We start from the raw sequence: 15,728 nt of genomic DNA, 5'->3' as shown, positions 1-15,728 counted from the left end.
GCGTCTTCGGTGTAACCTGAGCGGTCCAGGGAACGAACTAACAGTTGTCCTGCTCTACCGCAGCAGCTGTTTCAACCAGACCATGACCGGAGCCTCCCATGCTGATTCCATCGCGCGATTCGGGTTTTAACCACCCCCACTCCTCCGAAATCACGCCCCGCACGGTCTACGAAGACCGGCGCCAGATGCTCCGGCTGATGGCAGGCGGTGCGGCGGGTGCCGCGCTCGCCACGTGGGCGGGCCGCGAGGCACTGGCCCAGCAGGCGCAGGTGGTGCGGCCCAACAAGCTCGCCGCGCTGGCGGGCGCCAAGTCCACCGTGGCGGGGGCGGTCTCGATGGAGAAGCTCACCGACTACAAGGACGCGAGCACCTACAACAACTTCTATGAGTTCGGCACCGACAAGGCCGACCCTGCACGCAACGCCCATACCCTCAAGACCACCCCCTGGACGGTGGAGGTTGAGGGCCTTGTCAAGAAACCGGGCAAGTACGGCATCGAAGACCTGATCAAGCTCAGCGCACAGGAAGAGCGCATCTACCGCCTGCGCTGCGTGGAGGGCTGGTCCATGGTCATCCCCTGGGTGGGCTACTCGCTGGCAGAACTCATCAAACGTGTGGAGCCACAAGGCAGCGCCAAGTATGTGGAATTCGTGACGCTGGCGGACAAGGCGACGATGCCTTTTGTGGGCTCTCGTGTGCTCGACTGGCCCTATGTGGAGGGTCTGCGCATGGACGAGGCGATGAATCCCCTCACGCTGCTCGCCTTTGGCATGTATGGCGAGGTGCTGCCCAACCAGAACGGTGCACCTGTGCGCTTGGTGGTGCCGTGGAAGTACGGCTTCAAGAGTGCCAAGAGCATTGTCAAGATCCGCTTTGTCGAGAAGGAGCCTGGCACGGCCTGGAACAAGGCGGCCAAGCAGGAATACGGTTTCTACTCGAACGTGAACCCCGAGGTGGACCACCCCCGCTGGAGCCAGGCCACCGAGCGGCGCATCGGCGAAGACGGCCTGTTTGCCAAAAAGCGCAAGACGCTGATGTTCAACGGCTACGAAGCCCAGGTGGGCCAGCTCTACGCGGGCATGGACCTCAAGAAGTTCTACTGATCGCCGTACGCCCTTTTTGCCCTTTTTTCTTCCGCTCGGGCTGTTGTTCTGGTGGCAGAAGCGGGCACGGATCGCCATGCGCAAACTTTTGCTCCATCCCGCCGCCAAGCCTGTGGTCTTTGTGCTGTGCCTGTTCCCGCTGGTGTGGCTGGTCTACGCCACGGCGGCCAACGAACTGGGCGCCAACCCGGCCGAAGCGCTGATCCGCGCCACCGGCGATTGGACACTGCGTGCCCTGTGCCTGGTACTGGCCATCACGCCACTGCGCGTGATCACCTCCACACCCCAGCTGGCGCGCTTTCGGCGCATGCTGGGTTTGTTCGTGTTCTTCTACGGCCTGCTGCACCTGCTCAGCTACGCATGGTTCGACATGGGCTTTGACGTGCCGGACATCGCGCGCGACATCGTCAAGCGGCCGGTCATCCTGGTGGGGTCTTTGGCGCTGCTGCTGCTCACGCTGCTTGCCGCTACATCGTTCAACCGCGCCATCAAAGCACTGGGCGGGAAGCGCTGGCAGGCATTGCATCGCAGCGTGTACGCAGTGGCGGGGCTGGCCATCCTGCACTTCTTTTGGATGCGTGCTGGCAAGAATGACTTTGGCGAGGTGGCGGTGTATGCGCTGGTTCTTGCGGCCCTGCTGGGCTGGCGGTTATGGCACCGCATGCGCAAGCGGCAGGCGGTGCCGGGCGCAGCAGGTGCAAAGGTGTCGGGCGCGCGCGCACGGTAGTCTCTGCGTGGGGTTTGCTTCAAAAATAATAGCTAATAGCGCTTGATGGACAAGCGCTAGAGGTGAGTTTCATTCGAATTTATGGTGCCTGCGGTTATCGCTCAGGTCCCGGGCGCGTCTGCCGGGTTACGGGGTCGATGTAGCCGGTGGGAATCTGGTAGGCCCGATCGTCGAACAGGTCGATGCCACACATGAGGTTCTCGATCCAGGTGAAGAAATCACTGATCGCCTGCTTGCCCATGATGGGTGCGCCATGCTGCGGTACCAGCATGGAAATATCCAGTTGCCGCACCATGCGGACCCACAGCCGCAGGATCTTGTTGGAGACCATATAGCGGCGGTGAAACCCCTCCATGCGCGGGATGTGGGCCTTGAGCTCGGTCACCGGCACGCGCGCCTCGGCGCCCGACATCATTGACACGCCCAGGTCACCGGTGAAGAGGATGCGGCTCACCGGGTCATAGAAGTGGAAGTTGCCCTCGGAATGCATGAAATGCGCGGGCAACAGCACCAGTTCATGGCGGCCCAGCGGCAAGTGACCGCCGCTGTCGGGCACGCCGATGACGCGGTTCTCCGTCTTGCCCACCTTCGTGAAATGGGGGGCAAAACGTTCCCAGACGCGCGAGATCACCAGGTCGGCCTTGGTGCTCGTCATCCAGCGGTCCAGCGAGGCAATGATGTCTGGATCGGCGTGTGAGGCAATGAGGTACGAAAGCTTGTGTGGTGGGAAATGTTTGGTCATTCCCATGAACAGCTCGTTGAAAGCCAGGTTGCCACCGGGGTCGATGATGGCGCCGGTATCGTCGTCCACGATCAAGAACTGATTGGCCTGAACGGCCTGGCCGTCTTCCTCGATGAGGTCGGTGAACATCAGGCAAGCGTGGTTCTTGTCGCGGTAGAGTTCGAGGGCCATGGCCATCCTGCGGTGCAATAAAGCACGAACTGTACGATTGACCCTGCGAGGCCTCCTTGATAGAAATCAAGTGTCCTGGGTATTGGCCGCCGGAGCGGGCGCCCCGGTCCGTCTGCCGCGTTTTAGCGCGGCGCAGAGGCTGCGTTTGCGGGGGGCTCGGCAGGGGCGGAGGTTCCGACGTTGGGGGTCAGCGTCTGGGGCAGCGTGGCACGCTGCGCGGCCGCCGGGCCACTGGGTAAATGCAGAGGGCCCCGTTGACCGCAACCTGCAAGGGCTGCCGCACTGGCAGCAAGGACAAGCGTCCTGACTAGAATTTGGGAAGCTTTCAACATGCGCAAATTGTAATGACCGACCTCGAATTCATGGACCACGCCGAAAAACTGCTCCTCGCCGTCGAGCGCAGCTGTGATCGCATCAACGATGCGACGGATGCCGATGTGGACGCCCAGCGCTCTGGGGGCATGGTGACACTGACGTTTCCCAACCGGTCCCAGATCGTTATCAATCTGCAAAAGCCGCTGCACGAGGTCTGGATGGCAGCACGGTCCGGTGGATACCACTACCGTTTTGATGGACAGGCTTGGCAGGACACGAAAGGTGCCGGCGAGTTCTTTGACTGCCTGAGCCGCGACGCAGCCCGGCAAGCGGGATTGCCGCTGGAGTTTTCGGCCTGAACCTCTGCCCGGGTGGCACAAGTAGCTTAGAGCCTGTTTACGATCTCGCCCGATTTCGCTCCAACCCTTCGGGCAGAGGTCTTCGTGGGCGATCTGCGGCGTTGCGGCGCTTGTTGATAGCCGGGCTATCCACAAGCGCCGCGCCTAGCATCCCATCCCGCCAGGACCGCTGCGCGACCCGACCCCCGCGAGATCGTAAATAGGCTCTTGGGCGGTTTGCAGAACGCGCGGTCCTGTCAGTTGCGGAAGAGATCCAGGATGCGGTTTCGCTCTTCCGTCGGGGGTGGCGCGTGCGGCGCGACTGCAGGTGATGCCGAGCGGTCATCCAGGCCCACACTTGGAATACCACTGTTGCGTGCATATTCCTCGTAAAACCATTCCCCGCCCACATTCACCACGCCGGCAGGCACCGTGGGCTCCATGACGGGCACGCCCTTGAGCGCGCGCTCCATGAAGCTGATCCACACCGGCAGACTGAGACCGCCACCTGTTTCGCGGCTTCCCAGGTTGCGTGGGGTGTCGTAGCCAATCCAGGTCACCGCAGCGATTGTGGGCTGATAGCCAGCAAACCATGCGTCCACAGAGTCGTTGGTGGTCCCCGTCTTTCCGTAGAGATCTGGCCGTTTCAGCGTGGCTTGAGCCCGCGCGGCGGTGCCCGACCGGGTCACCTCCTGCAAAAGGCTGTTCATGACGAAGGCATTGCGGGCATCAATTGCACGCGGTTGCTCGGAGGTGACTGGCGGAGTGGTCTCGGAGATGACGCGGCCCTTGTGGTCGGTGACCTTGGCGATCAACCAGGGGTTCACGCGATACCCGCCGTTGGCAAACACGGAGTAAGCCGTGGCCATCTGGAGGGGGGTGACGGAGCCAGCACCCAGGGCCATCGTGAGGTAGGCAGGGTGCTTCTCCGCATCGAAGCCAAAGCGGGATACCCACTCCTGTGCGGTCTTGGGCCCCACGGCCTGCAAGATGCGAATCGAGATCATGTTCTTGGACTTGGCGAGACCTGTGCGCATGCTCATCGGGCCGTCGTACTTTCCATCGTAGTTCTTGGGTTCCCATGGTTGGCCACCCGTCACACCTGCATCAAAGAACAGAGGGGCATCGTTGATGACCGTGGCGGGCGTGAACCCCTTCTCCAGTGCTGCGGAGTAGATGAAAGGCTTGAAGCTCGACCCGGGCTGGCGCCATGCCTGGGCGGCGTGGTTGAACTTGTTCTTGTCGAAGTCAAAGCCGCCCACCAAGGCCCGGATGGCTCCGCTGCGCGGGTCCAATGCCACCAAGGCACCTTCTACTTCGGGAAGCTGCGTAATTTCCCAGGCATTCTTGGGTGTTTTCACCACCCGGATCACGGCGCCACGGCGGATCTTGATATTGGGTGGCGCCTTGTCACTCAGGCCAGATTGCGCGGGTTTCAGGCCGTCGCCGGTGATTTCGAGCGTATCGCCACTGGCGCGGGCTGCCACGATCTTGCGGGGCGAGGCCTCAAGGACGACGGCGGAGAGGACATCGCCGTTGTCCGGGTGATTGGCCAGCGCGTCATCAATGGCGTCTTCGACTTCCTGGGCGGCAGTCGGCAAAACCACAAACTTCTCTGGGCCGCGGTATTGCTGGCGGCGCTCGTAGTCCATGATGCCCCGGCGCAGCGCCCCATACGCAGCCTCTTGCTCTGCCGCATTGAGGGTCGTGTAGACGTTGAGTCCGCGTGTGTAGGCTTCGTTGCCATACTGCGTGAAGATCAACTGGCGCGCCATCTCGGCAACATACTCTGCGTGAATTCGGGTGTTGTCCGGGCCGGAGCGAATTTTGAGTTCTTCCTTTTTGGCGCCTGTGGCCTGCTCGGCGGTGATGAAACCGTTTTCTTCCATGCGCTCAATGATGTAGAGCTGCCGGGACCGCGCCCGTTTCGGGTTGCTGATAGGGTTGTATGCGGAGGGTGCTTTGGGAAGGCCCGCCAGCATGGCCGCTTCAGCCACCGACACAGATTTCAGGGGTTTGCCAAAATACGCTTCTGACGCAGCCGCAAAGCCATATGCACGGTTGCCCAAGTAAATCTGATTCATGTAAATCTCAAGAATCTGATCTTTGGTCAGTAAATGCTCCAGCTTGAATGTCAGTAAGATTTCGTAAATTTTGCGTGTAAATGTTTTCTCTGAGGAGAGGTAAACATTGCGTGCTACCTGCATTGTGATAGTGGAGGCGCCCTGGCTCTTTACACGGCCGAGGTTGGCCAAACCCGCGCGAATAACCCCTTTGTAGTCAACCCCACCGTGCTGAAAGAAGCGGGCATCCTCAATGGCCAATACCGCGTCTTTCATGACTTGGGGAATTTCTCCGATGGGGGTGAGATTGCGACGCTCCTCGCCGAATTCGCCCAGCAGAGCGCCTTCGGCAGAGTAGACGCGCAACGGCAGCTTGGGCCGGTAGTCCGCGAGATCAGAGACATCTGGCAGGTTCGGATAAGCCACGGCCAATGCCACAGCGATGGTCAATGCCACCCCTAACGCGGCTGCGGTTGCAAGTCCTGCCATCCAGAGGGCGGCGCGTACAAGCCAGCGGAGCCACGTGGTGCGCGCAGGAGCGGAGGAGGAGTCCGGCTTGTTCGAGGACTTTGATGAAGAGGGCGGCATATCGCTCCGAAGGGGTAAGAGCGCCCATTATAAAAATGTCCGCTCCCCGGCTCTAAAAATCGCAATGCGCCGTCCGTGCCTAGGCGCCAAAAGGCGCCCCACCGTCGCCGAACGGTGTTGCAAGCCATCCAAAAATCGTCTGCTTTTGGCAACGCTCCGCAAGTGTTACGCGGGGAAAAATCTTTGCTGGAGAACTATCTTACTGATAGCATTCATGTGAAGTGTTAAGTTTTGTTGCCTCATTTTGGCAAGTTACAGGGGACCAATCTTGAGCTCAATGGGGTCTTTGTTCAGTCGCCAGTCTCCGCCACTGCTGGGAATCGACATCAGCTCCTCCAGTGTCAAACTGGTGGAACTCGGGCGCGATAAAGCGGGCGGCTTGGTTCTCGAGCGCTGCGCGATCGAACCGCTGGAGCGTGGCTGGATTACAGATGGCAACATCGAAAAATTCGACGAAGTGGCGGATGCATTGCGCCGCCTGGTCAAGAAAAGTGGCACGCGGACCAAAAACGTTGCCTTGGCGTTGCCTCCGTCGGCGGTCATCACCAAGAAGATCACCTTGCCGGGCGGCATGACCGAGCAAGAACTCGAAGTCCAGGTCGAGTCGGAGGCCAATCAGTACATTCCTTTTTCGCTCGACGAAGTGAGTCTGGATTTCTGTGTGATCGGGCCCAGTAAAAATGCGCCCGGCGACGTAGATGTTCTCATTGCGGCGTCACGGCGTGAAAAAGTCCAGGACCGCCAAGGGCTGGCGGAGGCTGCTGGACTCAAGCCTGTGGTGGTTGACATCGAATCCCACGCTTCTCGATTGGCCGCAGGGCGCTTGATAGAGGCATTGCCCAAGAAAGGCGTAGACGCAATGGTCGCGCTTTTTGAGGTGGGAGCACTCACTACCAGCATGCAGGTCATTCGCAACGAAGAAGTTATGTACGACCGTGACCAGGCCTTTGGTGGAGCCCAGTTGACCCAGTTGATCGTCCGCCAATACGGTTTCTCGGTGGAAGAAGCTGAAAGTAAAAAGCGAAATGGCGATCTTCCAGAAGACTATCAATCTGCCGTGCTTCGGCCGTTTGTAGACAGCATGGCCCAGGAGATTGGTCGTGCTCTGCAGTTCTTCTTCACTAGTACGCCCCATAACCGTGTGGATCACATCATGCTGGCTGGCGGTTCGGCGCCACTGCCTGGTTTGACGGAAGCTGTTACCCAGCAAACGGGCTTTGCTTGCAGTGCAGTCAATCCGTTTGATGGGATGGAAATTGGAAGTTCCGTTCGTTTGAAAAAAATGGTGCGTGAAGCGCCATCCTATTTGACCTCGTGCGGTCTGGCCATGCGGAGGTTCCTGCAGTGATTTTGATCAATTTACTTCCTCACCGGGAAGCCGCGCGCAAGCGTCGAAAGGAAGCCTTTCAGGCGACGATGTTCGCTTCCTTTCTGATTGGCCTTGCAATCGCTGGCGCAGTCTATTGGTGGTTCCAGATGATGATCACCGCTCAGCAACAGCGCAATACATTCCTGCAGAGCGAAATTAAAGTCCTTGAAGAACAAATCAAGGAAATTGCAACCATTGAAGACGAGATTGCTGCTTTGCGAGCTAGGCAGAAGGCTGTAGAAGATCTTCAGTCTGATCGCAACCTCCCTGTTCATTTACTTAATGAACTTGTGCGCCAAATACCGGAGGGAGCATACGTGACTAGTATTAAGCAAACTGAGCAGGTTATTGCCATGCAGGGTGTTGCTCAGTCCAACGAGCGTGTGTCTGAAATGCTTCGAAATTTGACTGATAACACTCCATGGTTGTCCAAGCCGGAATTGGTGGAAATTGTGGCGAGTAACATTGCACTGACGTCTAGGGATCAGCGCCGAGTGTCTACGTTCAATTTGCGCTTCCGACTCATGCGAACCGGCGAGGCACAAAAAGCCAAAGACACTGCCAGTGCGGCGATTGGGAAATAAATATGGCAAAAAAATCAAAGAAAGATGTTGATTTCGTTGCCCTGCAGGAAAATATTTCTAGGCAATTCCGAAATTTGGATCCTAAGGATCCTTCTTTGTGGCCAGTGGCGCCGAAGATTTTATTGTGCATTTTCATTGCCGTCATTGTGGCTGCAGCTCTATGGTTTGCAAAAATCAATGAATATGAAGTTGAACTCGCTGCGGAGGTTGCAAAGGAGCAAACTCTTCGTCAAGATTATCAGGTTAAGTTAACGAAGGCTGTGAGTTTGGATGCATTAAAGCGTCAAAGAGAACAGGTTCAACAATACGTGATTCAACTCGAAAAGCAATTGCCTAGCAAGGCTGAAATGGCTGCGCTTCTTTCCGATATAAATCAGGCGGGTCTCGGGCGGAGTTTGCAGTTTGATTTATTTCGACCTGGACAGGTGGTGGTGAAAGAGTACTACGCTGAATTACCTATTGAAGTTCGTGTGACTGGTAAATATCACGATATGGGTTCATTTGCGTCGGATATTGCACATCTCTCGAGAATTGTTACGCTGAATAATATATCAATAGCTCCATTCGGCAAGGACAAAGACGGTGGAACTTTGACCATGGATGCAACGGCTCGCACATTTAGATATCTCGATCCTGAGGAAATTCAAGCGCAGAAACAAGCCGCAGGAGCAGTGAAAAAATGATATCAAATAAACTGATTTCATTGGTTCTCATTTCTGCTGCATTGTGTGGGTGCGGTTCGTCGGGTGATGAGGAGTTGCAGCAGTGGATGACTGATTTGCGTGCAACTACAAAACCTCATGTGACGCCATTGACTGAACCAAAACAGTTTTTGCCGCAGATGTATGCGATGGATTCTGGTGTCGAGCCTTTTAATCCAATAAAGCTGACACAGGCACTCAGAAAAGAATCTACTCAATCAGCTTCAAATGCTGCACTAATTGCGCCGGAGATGGCGCGGAGAAAAGAGCCGCTCGAGGCCTATCCATTGGATGTGATGGCTATGGTAGGGAGTTTGGATAAAAAAGGAATGCCGACGGCACTGTTGAGGGTGGATAAATTAATTTATCAAGTACGAGTGGGTAGCTATATTGGGCAAAATTACGGGAAAATAATCAAAATTACCGAAAATTCAATCCAATTGCGTGAAATTGTGCAAGATGCTACTGGTGATTGGATTGAGCGGACGGCTTTGCTGGATCTGCAAGAGGGCAAAAAATGAAATACTCAAAAATTCATGCAACTAAAATTTTCCAAATGGTGGCGGGGATTTTCTTTGCGATATTGATTCCCCTTGATGCGTCGGCTCAAGTAGTAATTCAGTCTGTGACAGGAAGCGTACAGAACGGCATGGATGTAGTGCGCATTGACTTTGCTGAGCCTCTGCAGGTGGTACCTACCGGTTTCTCCATTCAATCCCCGCCTCGCATTGCTTTGGATTTTCCTGGTGCATCTAATGCGACGGGAAGAAGTGCTTTTGATGTAAATCAAGGCAATATTAAATCGGTGAATGTAGTTCAGGCTGGTGATCGTTCCCGCGTTGTTCTTAACCTCAAGCAGGCAACTTCTTATCAAGCGGACATTCAAGGAAAGTCGTTGTTAATTTCTTTGGGCGCGGCTTCTTCAACTAGTTCTGTGGTCCCTGCGCAGGCGCCGGTGTTTGCTGATCCCATAAATTCTGATGTGCAGACGCTGAAAGATGTGGACTTCAGGCGAGGTGCAGATGGTTCTGGGCGAGTCGTTGTAGTGCTTCCATCTAGTCAGGTTGGGGTTGATATTCGCCAACAGGGTAAAGGCTTGGTGGTGGATTTTCTGAAGTCCGCATTGCCTGAAGGATTGCGTCGTCGTTTGGATGTGGGTGATTTTGGTACGCCGGTTCAATCTATCACTACAGTCCAGCAGGGTGAACGGGTTCGGATGACCATCGATCCCGTTGGTGAGTGGGAGCACAGCGCATACCAAAGCGACAGTCAGTTTGTGATTGAGATTCGTCAGAAGAAAGTTGATCTCAACAAACTCACCCAAGGCCCTGGATATAGTGGAGAAAAGTTATCCCTCAATTTTCAGAATATTGAAGTTCGTTCGCTCTTACAAGTGATCGCTGATTTTACTAACTTCAATATTGTTACTTCTGACACTGTTACTGGGTCACTTACGTTGCGCCTTAAGGATGTACCTTGGGATCAAGCTCTGCAAATTATTATGGAGGCTAAAGGCCTTGGCATGCGCAAGTCAGGTACAGTTTTATGGATTGCTCCGAAAGACGAGATAGACGATCGTACGAAAAAAGACTATGAGGCTGCCTTGGCTATTCAAAAATTGGAGCCGCTGCGAACTCAGGCATTTCAAATGAATTATGCTAAAGCCGTCGATATGGTCGCGCAGTTGTCGGCTTCGAGTAGTGGAGGCGGGGGGGGGACGTCGAACAGATTTCTTTCTGAAAGAGGAAGCGCGATTGCAGAACCTCGAACAAATCAATTGTTTGTCACTGATACAGCAGGTAAGTTGGAAGAAGTACGTCAATTACTTTTAACTTTGGATGTTGCGGTTCGGCAAGTAATGATTGAGGCACGAATTGTAGAGGCATCTGATACTTTTGGGCGCTCGTTGGGGATCCGTCTAGGCGGAACCGATTTGCGTGCGAATCGTGGTGGTACGGGCGGATACAATATTGGCGGGGGTAACAGCGTCGCCTTTGGAACCAGCTATACCAACGCGGTAGCCTCATCTGGGGCGGGTGGAGGTGTTAATACATCAGGTAATTTTGTCAATCTGCCTGCACAAGCTCAAGGTGGATTTGATCCTGCAAGTTTTGCTATTTCAATTTTTAACTCAGCTGCTAACAGATTCTTGAATCTGGAAATATCTGCCATGGAGGCTGATGGCAAAGGTAAGATTGTGTCTAGTCCTAGGGTTGTGACTGCAGATCAGACCAAGGCATCTATTGAGCAGGGAACTGAGTTTCCATACCCCGTGACAGCGCCGAATGGTGGAACAGTTATTGCGTTCAAGAAGGCGGTCTTGAAGTTGGAGGTTTTGCCTCAAATAACTCCAGAGGGTAATATTATTTTAGATCTTGATGTCAATAAAGATAGCCCCGGTGAAATTCTGCAAAATGTGCGTGCTATTAACACCAAACACATCAAGACACAGGTGCTGGTCGAGAATGGAGGTACAGTTGTTATTGGCGGAATTTTCGAGCTTTTCGAAGATGATGCAGAGGCAAAAGTCCCATTCTTGGGTGATATTCCAGGGGTTGGAAACTTGTTTAAAACGAAGACCAAGCAGGCGAACAAGCAGGAAATGCTAATATTTATTACGCCCAAAGTTTTAACTGAACGTGCTGCGATTCGGTAATTAAAAAATTTGAATAGGAAAATCAATGTTGAAAAAAGTCAAATTCCTGATGCTTGCGGTAGCTGCTGCACTCTCAGCGTGTGGCGGCGGAGGCGGAAACCCAGGGCAAACGGATGAAAATTACGCTATAACTTTGCGTACTGAAAAAGTTACTTTGCCTGTTAATGTGGGTAGTTATCCCGCGGGCATTGGGGTCTATGCGCCGTTTACTACGACTTTGTATGTGAATGCCACAAAGGGTGGTGCGCCAATCCCTGGCGGTCCAAATATATTTGGCTGCAATACAGAATATGGTCTGGGTTCTGGGCCATTGTATTATCTGGATGGGGATCCAGCACATGAAGATGATGATGGCAATCCTCTTGCATTTCGCAGTATTACCCTGGGGGCAAATTCTGGAGGAAACTCTTTTCATTTTCATGCAGGTAATCAAGCGGGAACAGCTACGATCACTTGCTCGGTAACTGACCCCAGGTCTGGTCGCGTCGAAAGAGCAAGCGTAAATATTACGGTGGGTGCGGGTGCGGCGACTGGCAAGCCTGCAAGTGTGCGAGTCATCGCTCAGACGCCTGAGTTCGAACGGCTGGGGTATTTGGGGACAAAATCCAACCCTAATCGCATTATTAATCAGGTCGGCATGCAAGCTTTAGTGCTGGACGATGGTAATCAGCCTACTCCCGATGGCTCGGGCGCCAAAGTTCAGATTCGTATTCTGGCCGGTACGGAGGCGGCAGTGGGTGCACGTTTGGTGTCTGGAAATCAATCGGGTAGTATTCTTCAGTTGTCTTCGATTGGAGGTGTTGCACTGTTTAGTCTTTTGAGTGGTGAAGAAACCGGTCCGATTTTCATGGAATTTACGACGGATCGCTTTGATAACAATGTTGCAAATGGTATTCAAGATCCTATTTCTATTATTGAGCAAATTTCTGTTATTGAAGGGGTAACTACGCCGATCAATTTTACTGATGTGGATCTGGGCACTGTGACTAAAGGAGTTCCTTTTACTTCCCTATTAACAGTAAGTGGCGGTTTGCCGCCCTTTGTGTGGTCTGTTACGGGATTGCCTGCGGGATTGTCCGTTGATGCCAGTACCGGTATGCTCAGTGGAACGGTTAGTAGTACTGCGGAAGAGCGTGACTATCGTGCGACGGTCGCAGTGGTTGACAAGAATAAACTTTCTACAACCGGTACTATCAAGCTCAAAGTGGTGGGTGGATTGCCAGAGGATTTTGCTATTGGTGATTGCAATTCTAATGCGGTATGTTCACTTGGTTCTGCTCCCGTAGGTACTAGCTTTACTTACTCATTTGTCGCATCGGTAAGTGATGTGACTTGGAGGTTTACGAGCTTGCCTGCATGGCTGACCAGTGGGACAACGGGCTCTGCGGGTGTTCTCAATGGCACACCCAAGGTGAATAACTGCGGTAGTCAGCGATTTTTGGTGACAGCAACGAAGGGTTCTGCTTCGATTACTCGGACGTTTAGCATTACCGTTGTGACAGGTGCTACGCCCCCGGGTGGGGACCCTATCGAGTACACGTGTCCTTAGTTGATTTAGTACAGGAAGCGCATCTGAAAGCGCTTTCTAAATTAAAGTCTCTGATTCGAATCCCCGGCCTCCCCGGGGATTTTTTTTTCTCGGTATTGGAATTGCATAAATAGTAATGTCGACTCGTTTCGATGAAAAATTTAGGGGGTCGGAGGCTCAGTGCTCTTGTTTGAGTCGGCTGCTACCGCGGGTGCTGGGGCCGTCCCACGCGACAAGAGCGATTGGTTTTGCGAAACGTTGAGATGAACTCCTTGGTGACGTAGGGGGGGCCTGATTCGTTTGTCCTATTAGGCAGTCACCCATTGCGATGGCTAAGCGCTATGCCACATCAGTCGGTTTTTCGGTCAGGCTCAGGCAAAATAGACAGGGAGTGGCAATTCACCGCCACCTTTAATTGAAAGCTTAAGTACATACCGTGTCCCATGACTATCCAAGAAGTCCTTATTAATCTGCCTGAGCGAAGCTATCGCATTGCCATTGGTGACGGCCCGTTGGCTGATGCCACGTCCTACGATGCTTTGCCCCGCGCCAGCACTGCGCTCATTGTCAGTAACACCGCGGTCGCCCCTTTGTATGCATCCGCTTTACGAGCAGCGCTGGCGGGCCGGTATGCGCAGATTCATGAGCTGCAGCTACCAGATGGCGAGGAGTTCAAGAACTGGGAGACCCTACAGCTCATTTTTGATGCACTGCTAAGCAATGGCTGCGATCGAAAGACGGTCATCTTCGCGCTCGGCGGCGGTGTCGTTGGCGACATGACAGGTTTTGCCGCCGCCAGCTACATGCGGGGTGTACCCTTTGTGCAGGTGCCCACCACGCTGCTTGCACAAGTGGATTCTTCGGTGGGTGGCAAAACGGCCATCAACCATCCGTTGGGCAAGAACATGATTGGTGCGTTTTACCAACCGCAGTTGGTGGTGTGCGATCTTGCGGTGCTCGATACGTTGCCCAAGCGTGAGTTCAGTGCTGGTCTTGCCGAGGTCATCAAGTACGGACCCATCTCGGACATGGCCTTCTTTGATTGGCTGGAACGCAATATGGACGCCCTGATCGCGCACGACCGCGATGCCCTGGCGCACGCCGTGCGGCGCAGTTGCGAGATCAAGGCTTGGGTTGTTGGCCAGGATGAAAAGGAAACAGGCCTGCGTGCCATCCTCAATTTTGGCCATACTTTCGGGCACGCTATCGAGGCTGGCATGGGCTATGGTGTATGGCTGCATGGTGAAGGTGTAGGTGCCGGCATGGTGATGGCGGCCGAGCTGTCTCGCCGGCTCGGATTGGTGGACGACGGGTTTGTGGCGCGTCTGAATCTGCTGATTCAGCGCGCGGGGCTGCCCACGAAGGGGGCGGTTTTGGACGCTGCAGACAACGCGGGCCGTTACTTGGAGCTAATGCGTGTCGACAAAAAGTCCGAAGCCGGTGAGATTCGGTTTGTGCTGATCGATGGCCCGGGCAAGGCGGTGGTGCGCTCAGCACCGGACGACCTGGTGCGCGAAGTGATCGATGCCTGTTGTGCCTAGGATTTCACCATCGTTTGCTATAAATTACATAGCTATTTGCGCTTTATATATAAGCGCTGGCGGCAAATTTGAATCCGATCTCTGATCTGGCGGCGTACGCCTGCCACCCTGCCGCGACCAAGGGGCGGCGCTACCCAGAAACACCTGCACCAACGCGAACCGAATACCAGCGTGATCGGGACCGGATCGTGCACTCCACGGCGTTTCGGCGGCTGGTCTACAAGACGCAAGTTTTTCTCAACCACGAGGGCGACCTGTTCCGTACGCGACTGACCCACTCGTTGGAGGTCGCCCAGTTGGGGCGATCCATTGCGCGCTCGCTGCGCATCAACGAGGACTTAGTAGAGGCCATATCGTTGGCCCACGACCTGGGGCATACGCCTTTTGGGCATGCTGGCCAGGATGCGTTGCACGGTTGCATGGCGGAGCACGGAGGTTTTGAGCACAACCTGCAGAGCTTGCGTGTAGTGGACAAGCTGGAGGAGCGGTATCCGCAGTACGACGGACTGAACTTGACCTTTGAGACGCGCGAAGGCGTGCTCAAGCACTGCTCCAGGTTGCACGCACAACAGTTGGAGAACGAAGAACCCGGTGGCGTCGGTGCGAGGTTCTTGCGCCGCGAGCAACCCAGCCTGGAGGCGCAGCTGTGCAACCTGGCCGATGAAATCGCTTACAACGCGCACGACATCGACGATGGCGTGCGCTCTGGCCTGATCACGCTGGCCCAGTTGCAGGACTTGCCCTTGTTCGACCCGTACCGCGCTGCGGCCCAGGCCGAGTATCCGGATCTTGCACAGCCGCTGCGGCAGCGGCGGCTGCTGTTCGAAGCCATACGGCGCATGCTCAGCGCGCAGGTCTATGACGTGATTGATACCACGCAGGCGGCGCTGGCCAGGCACGCGCCGCCTGATGTGCAGGCCGTGCGCCAGTCACCAGCGCTCGTGATGTTTGGCGATGCCATGCGTGCGCGCTCTCTGGAACTCAAGCAGTTCCTCTTCAAGAATCTGTACCGTCACCCCCAGGTAATGGAGACCACGGGCCGTGCGCAGGAGGTCGTGCGTGACCTGTTTGCGGCGTACACGACTTCGCCGCGTGAGATGAAGGCGGCGTTTGCCGAGCAGGCCTCTGTGGACTGCGGCCCGCTGCGGGCAAGGGCAGTGGCGGATTTCATCGCAGGCATGACAGACCGGTTTGCTGCGCGGGAGCATGAGCGCCTGACGGGGCGGCGGCTTTTCGACTGAGCTGCAATGGGGCAGGCAGGGCGCCCGGTAAAATTCACCCGCACTTCTTCGCGCCCCGCGC

General features: G+C 55.1%; 14 protein-coding genes. 11 read left to right on the top strand and 3 right to left on the bottom strand.

The window, feature by feature from the left end; genetic code table 11:
* Positions 1-98 precede the first annotated feature (98 nt).
* Both msrP and IB243_RS14110 read left to right on the top strand, forming a co-directional pair.
* A complete protein-coding gene (gene msrP / locus IB243_RS14115; protein WP_057228948.1) occupies positions 99-1,103 on the top strand; it encodes a protein-methionine-sulfoxide reductase catalytic subunit MsrP in 1,005 nt (334 codons plus the stop codon).
* 76 nt (positions 1,104-1,179) lie between these two features.
* Complete coding sequence (locus IB243_RS14110; RefSeq protein ID WP_192427807.1) at positions 1,180-1,830, top strand: sulfite oxidase heme-binding subunit YedZ; 651 nt, start codon at positions 1,180-1,182, stop codon at positions 1,828-1,830.
* Positions 1,831-1,924: 94 nt separating this feature from the next.
* On the opposite strand, the gene IB243_RS14105 is transcribed toward IB243_RS14110, so the two are convergent.
* A complete protein-coding gene (locus IB243_RS14105) occupies positions 1,925-2,743 on the bottom strand; it encodes an MBL fold metallo-hydrolase (RefSeq protein WP_057229645.1) in 819 nt (272 codons plus the stop codon).
* A 122-nt stretch (positions 2,744-2,865) separates the two neighbouring features.
* On the bottom strand, positions 2,866-3,075 hold the full coding sequence (locus IB243_RS14100; RefSeq protein ID WP_192427805.1) for a lipoprotein: 210 nt from the start codon (positions 3,073-3,075) through the stop codon (positions 2,866-2,868).
* A gap of 12 nt (positions 3,076-3,087) precedes the next feature.
* Between IB243_RS14100 and cyaY the strand changes: the two genes are divergently transcribed.
* Complete coding sequence (gene cyaY, locus IB243_RS14095; protein WP_010462142.1) at positions 3,088-3,417, top strand: iron donor protein CyaY; 330 nt, start codon at positions 3,088-3,090, stop codon at positions 3,415-3,417.
* Positions 3,418-3,653: 236 nt separating this feature from the next.
* On the opposite strand, the gene IB243_RS14090 is transcribed toward cyaY, so the two are convergent.
* The gene (locus IB243_RS14090; protein ID WP_192427803.1) at positions 3,654-6,047 is read right to left on the bottom strand and encodes a penicillin-binding protein 1A; all 2,394 of its coding nucleotides are present in this window, start codon (positions 6,045-6,047) and stop codon (positions 3,654-3,656) included.
* 268 nt (positions 6,048-6,315) lie between these two features.
* On the opposite strand from IB243_RS14090, the gene IB243_RS14085 reads away from it, so the two are divergent.
* The 8 genes from IB243_RS14085 (at position 6,316) to IB243_RS14050 (ending at position 15,667) form a co-directional block, all read left to right on the top strand.
* Complete coding sequence (locus IB243_RS14085; RefSeq protein WP_010462139.1) at positions 6,316-7,395, top strand: pilus assembly protein PilM; 1,080 nt, start codon at positions 6,316-6,318, stop codon at positions 7,393-7,395.
* Entirely contained in the window at positions 7,392-8,000 is a 609-nt protein-coding gene (locus IB243_RS14080; protein WP_057228943.1) for a PilN domain-containing protein, read from the top strand. The genes IB243_RS14085 and IB243_RS14080 overlap by 4 nt, the downstream gene beginning before the upstream one ends.
* Before the next feature lie 2 nt (positions 8,001-8,002).
* Positions 8,003-8,683: a type 4a pilus biogenesis protein PilO gene (locus IB243_RS14075; protein ID WP_082606972.1), complete on the top strand. Its 681-nt coding sequence runs from the start codon at positions 8,003-8,005 to the stop codon at positions 8,681-8,683.
* Positions 8,680-9,222, top strand: coding sequence for a pilus assembly protein PilP (locus tag IB243_RS14070; protein ID WP_082606971.1), 543 nt, complete (start codon positions 8,680-8,682; stop codon positions 9,220-9,222). The genes IB243_RS14075 and IB243_RS14070 overlap by 4 nt, the downstream gene beginning before the upstream one ends.
* Positions 9,219-11,357, top strand: a complete 2,139-nt coding sequence (pilQ, locus tag IB243_RS14065) for a type IV pilus secretin family protein (RefSeq protein WP_192427801.1) — start codon at positions 9,219-9,221, stop codon at positions 11,355-11,357. The genes IB243_RS14070 and pilQ overlap by 4 nt, the downstream gene beginning before the upstream one ends.
* A gap of 25 nt (positions 11,358-11,382) precedes the next feature.
* Positions 11,383-12,906 (top strand): putative Ig domain-containing protein, encoded by a 1,524-nt coding sequence (locus IB243_RS14060; protein ID WP_192427799.1) that lies wholly within the window; start codon positions 11,383-11,385, stop codon positions 12,904-12,906.
* A 422-nt stretch (positions 12,907-13,328) separates the two neighbouring features.
* Positions 13,329-14,426, top strand: a complete 1,098-nt coding sequence (gene aroB, locus IB243_RS14055) for a 3-dehydroquinate synthase (RefSeq protein ID WP_192427798.1) — start codon at positions 13,329-13,331, stop codon at positions 14,424-14,426.
* 68 nt (positions 14,427-14,494) lie between these two features.
* Positions 14,495-15,667, top strand: coding sequence for a deoxyguanosinetriphosphate triphosphohydrolase (locus tag IB243_RS14050; RefSeq protein ID WP_192427797.1), 1,173 nt, complete (start codon positions 14,495-14,497; stop codon positions 15,665-15,667).
* The last annotated feature ends 61 nt before the right edge of the window (positions 15,668-15,728 follow it).

The organism is Acidovorax sp. ACV01, assembly GCF_014851495.1.
Classification (GTDB): Bacteria; Pseudomonadota; Gammaproteobacteria; order Burkholderiales; family Burkholderiaceae_C; genus Acidovorax; species Acidovorax radicis.
The sequence above is the reverse complement of the archived record's forward strand: the minus strand, read 5'-3'. Positions and strand labels throughout refer to the sequence as shown.

Bases quoted from the DNA above. Each gene is read 5' to 3' on its own strand.
- msrP (WP_057228948.1), top strand. From the start codon at position 99: ATGCTGATTCCATCGCGCGATTCGGGTTTTAACCACCCCCACTCCTCC.
- IB243_RS14110 (WP_192427807.1), top strand. From the start codon at position 1,180: ATGCGCAAACTTTTGCTCCATCCCGCCGCCAAGCCTGTGGTCTTTGTG.
- IB243_RS14105 (WP_057229645.1), bottom strand. From the start codon at position 2,743: ATGGCCCTCGAACTCTACCGCGACAAGAACCACGCTTGCCTGATGTTC.
- IB243_RS14100 (WP_192427805.1), bottom strand. From the start codon at position 3,075: ATGTTGAAAGCTTCCCAAATTCTAGTCAGGACGCTTGTCCTTGCTGCC.
- cyaY (WP_010462142.1), top strand. From the start codon at position 3,088: ATGACCGACCTCGAATTCATGGACCACGCCGAAAAACTGCTCCTCGCC.
- IB243_RS14090 (WP_192427803.1), bottom strand. From the start codon at position 6,047: ATGCCGCCCTCTTCATCAAAGTCCTCGAACAAGCCGGACTCCTCCTCC.
- IB243_RS14075 (WP_082606972.1), top strand. From the start codon at position 8,003: ATGGCAAAAAAATCAAAGAAAGATGTTGATTTCGTTGCCCTGCAGGAA.
- IB243_RS14070 (WP_082606971.1), top strand. From the start codon at position 8,680: ATGATATCAAATAAACTGATTTCATTGGTTCTCATTTCTGCTGCATTG.
- pilQ (WP_192427801.1), top strand. From the start codon at position 9,219: ATGAAATACTCAAAAATTCATGCAACTAAAATTTTCCAAATGGTGGCG.
- IB243_RS14060 (WP_192427799.1), top strand. From the start codon at position 11,383: ATGTTGAAAAAAGTCAAATTCCTGATGCTTGCGGTAGCTGCTGCACTC.
- aroB (WP_192427798.1), top strand. From the start codon at position 13,329: ATGACTATCCAAGAAGTCCTTATTAATCTGCCTGAGCGAAGCTATCGC.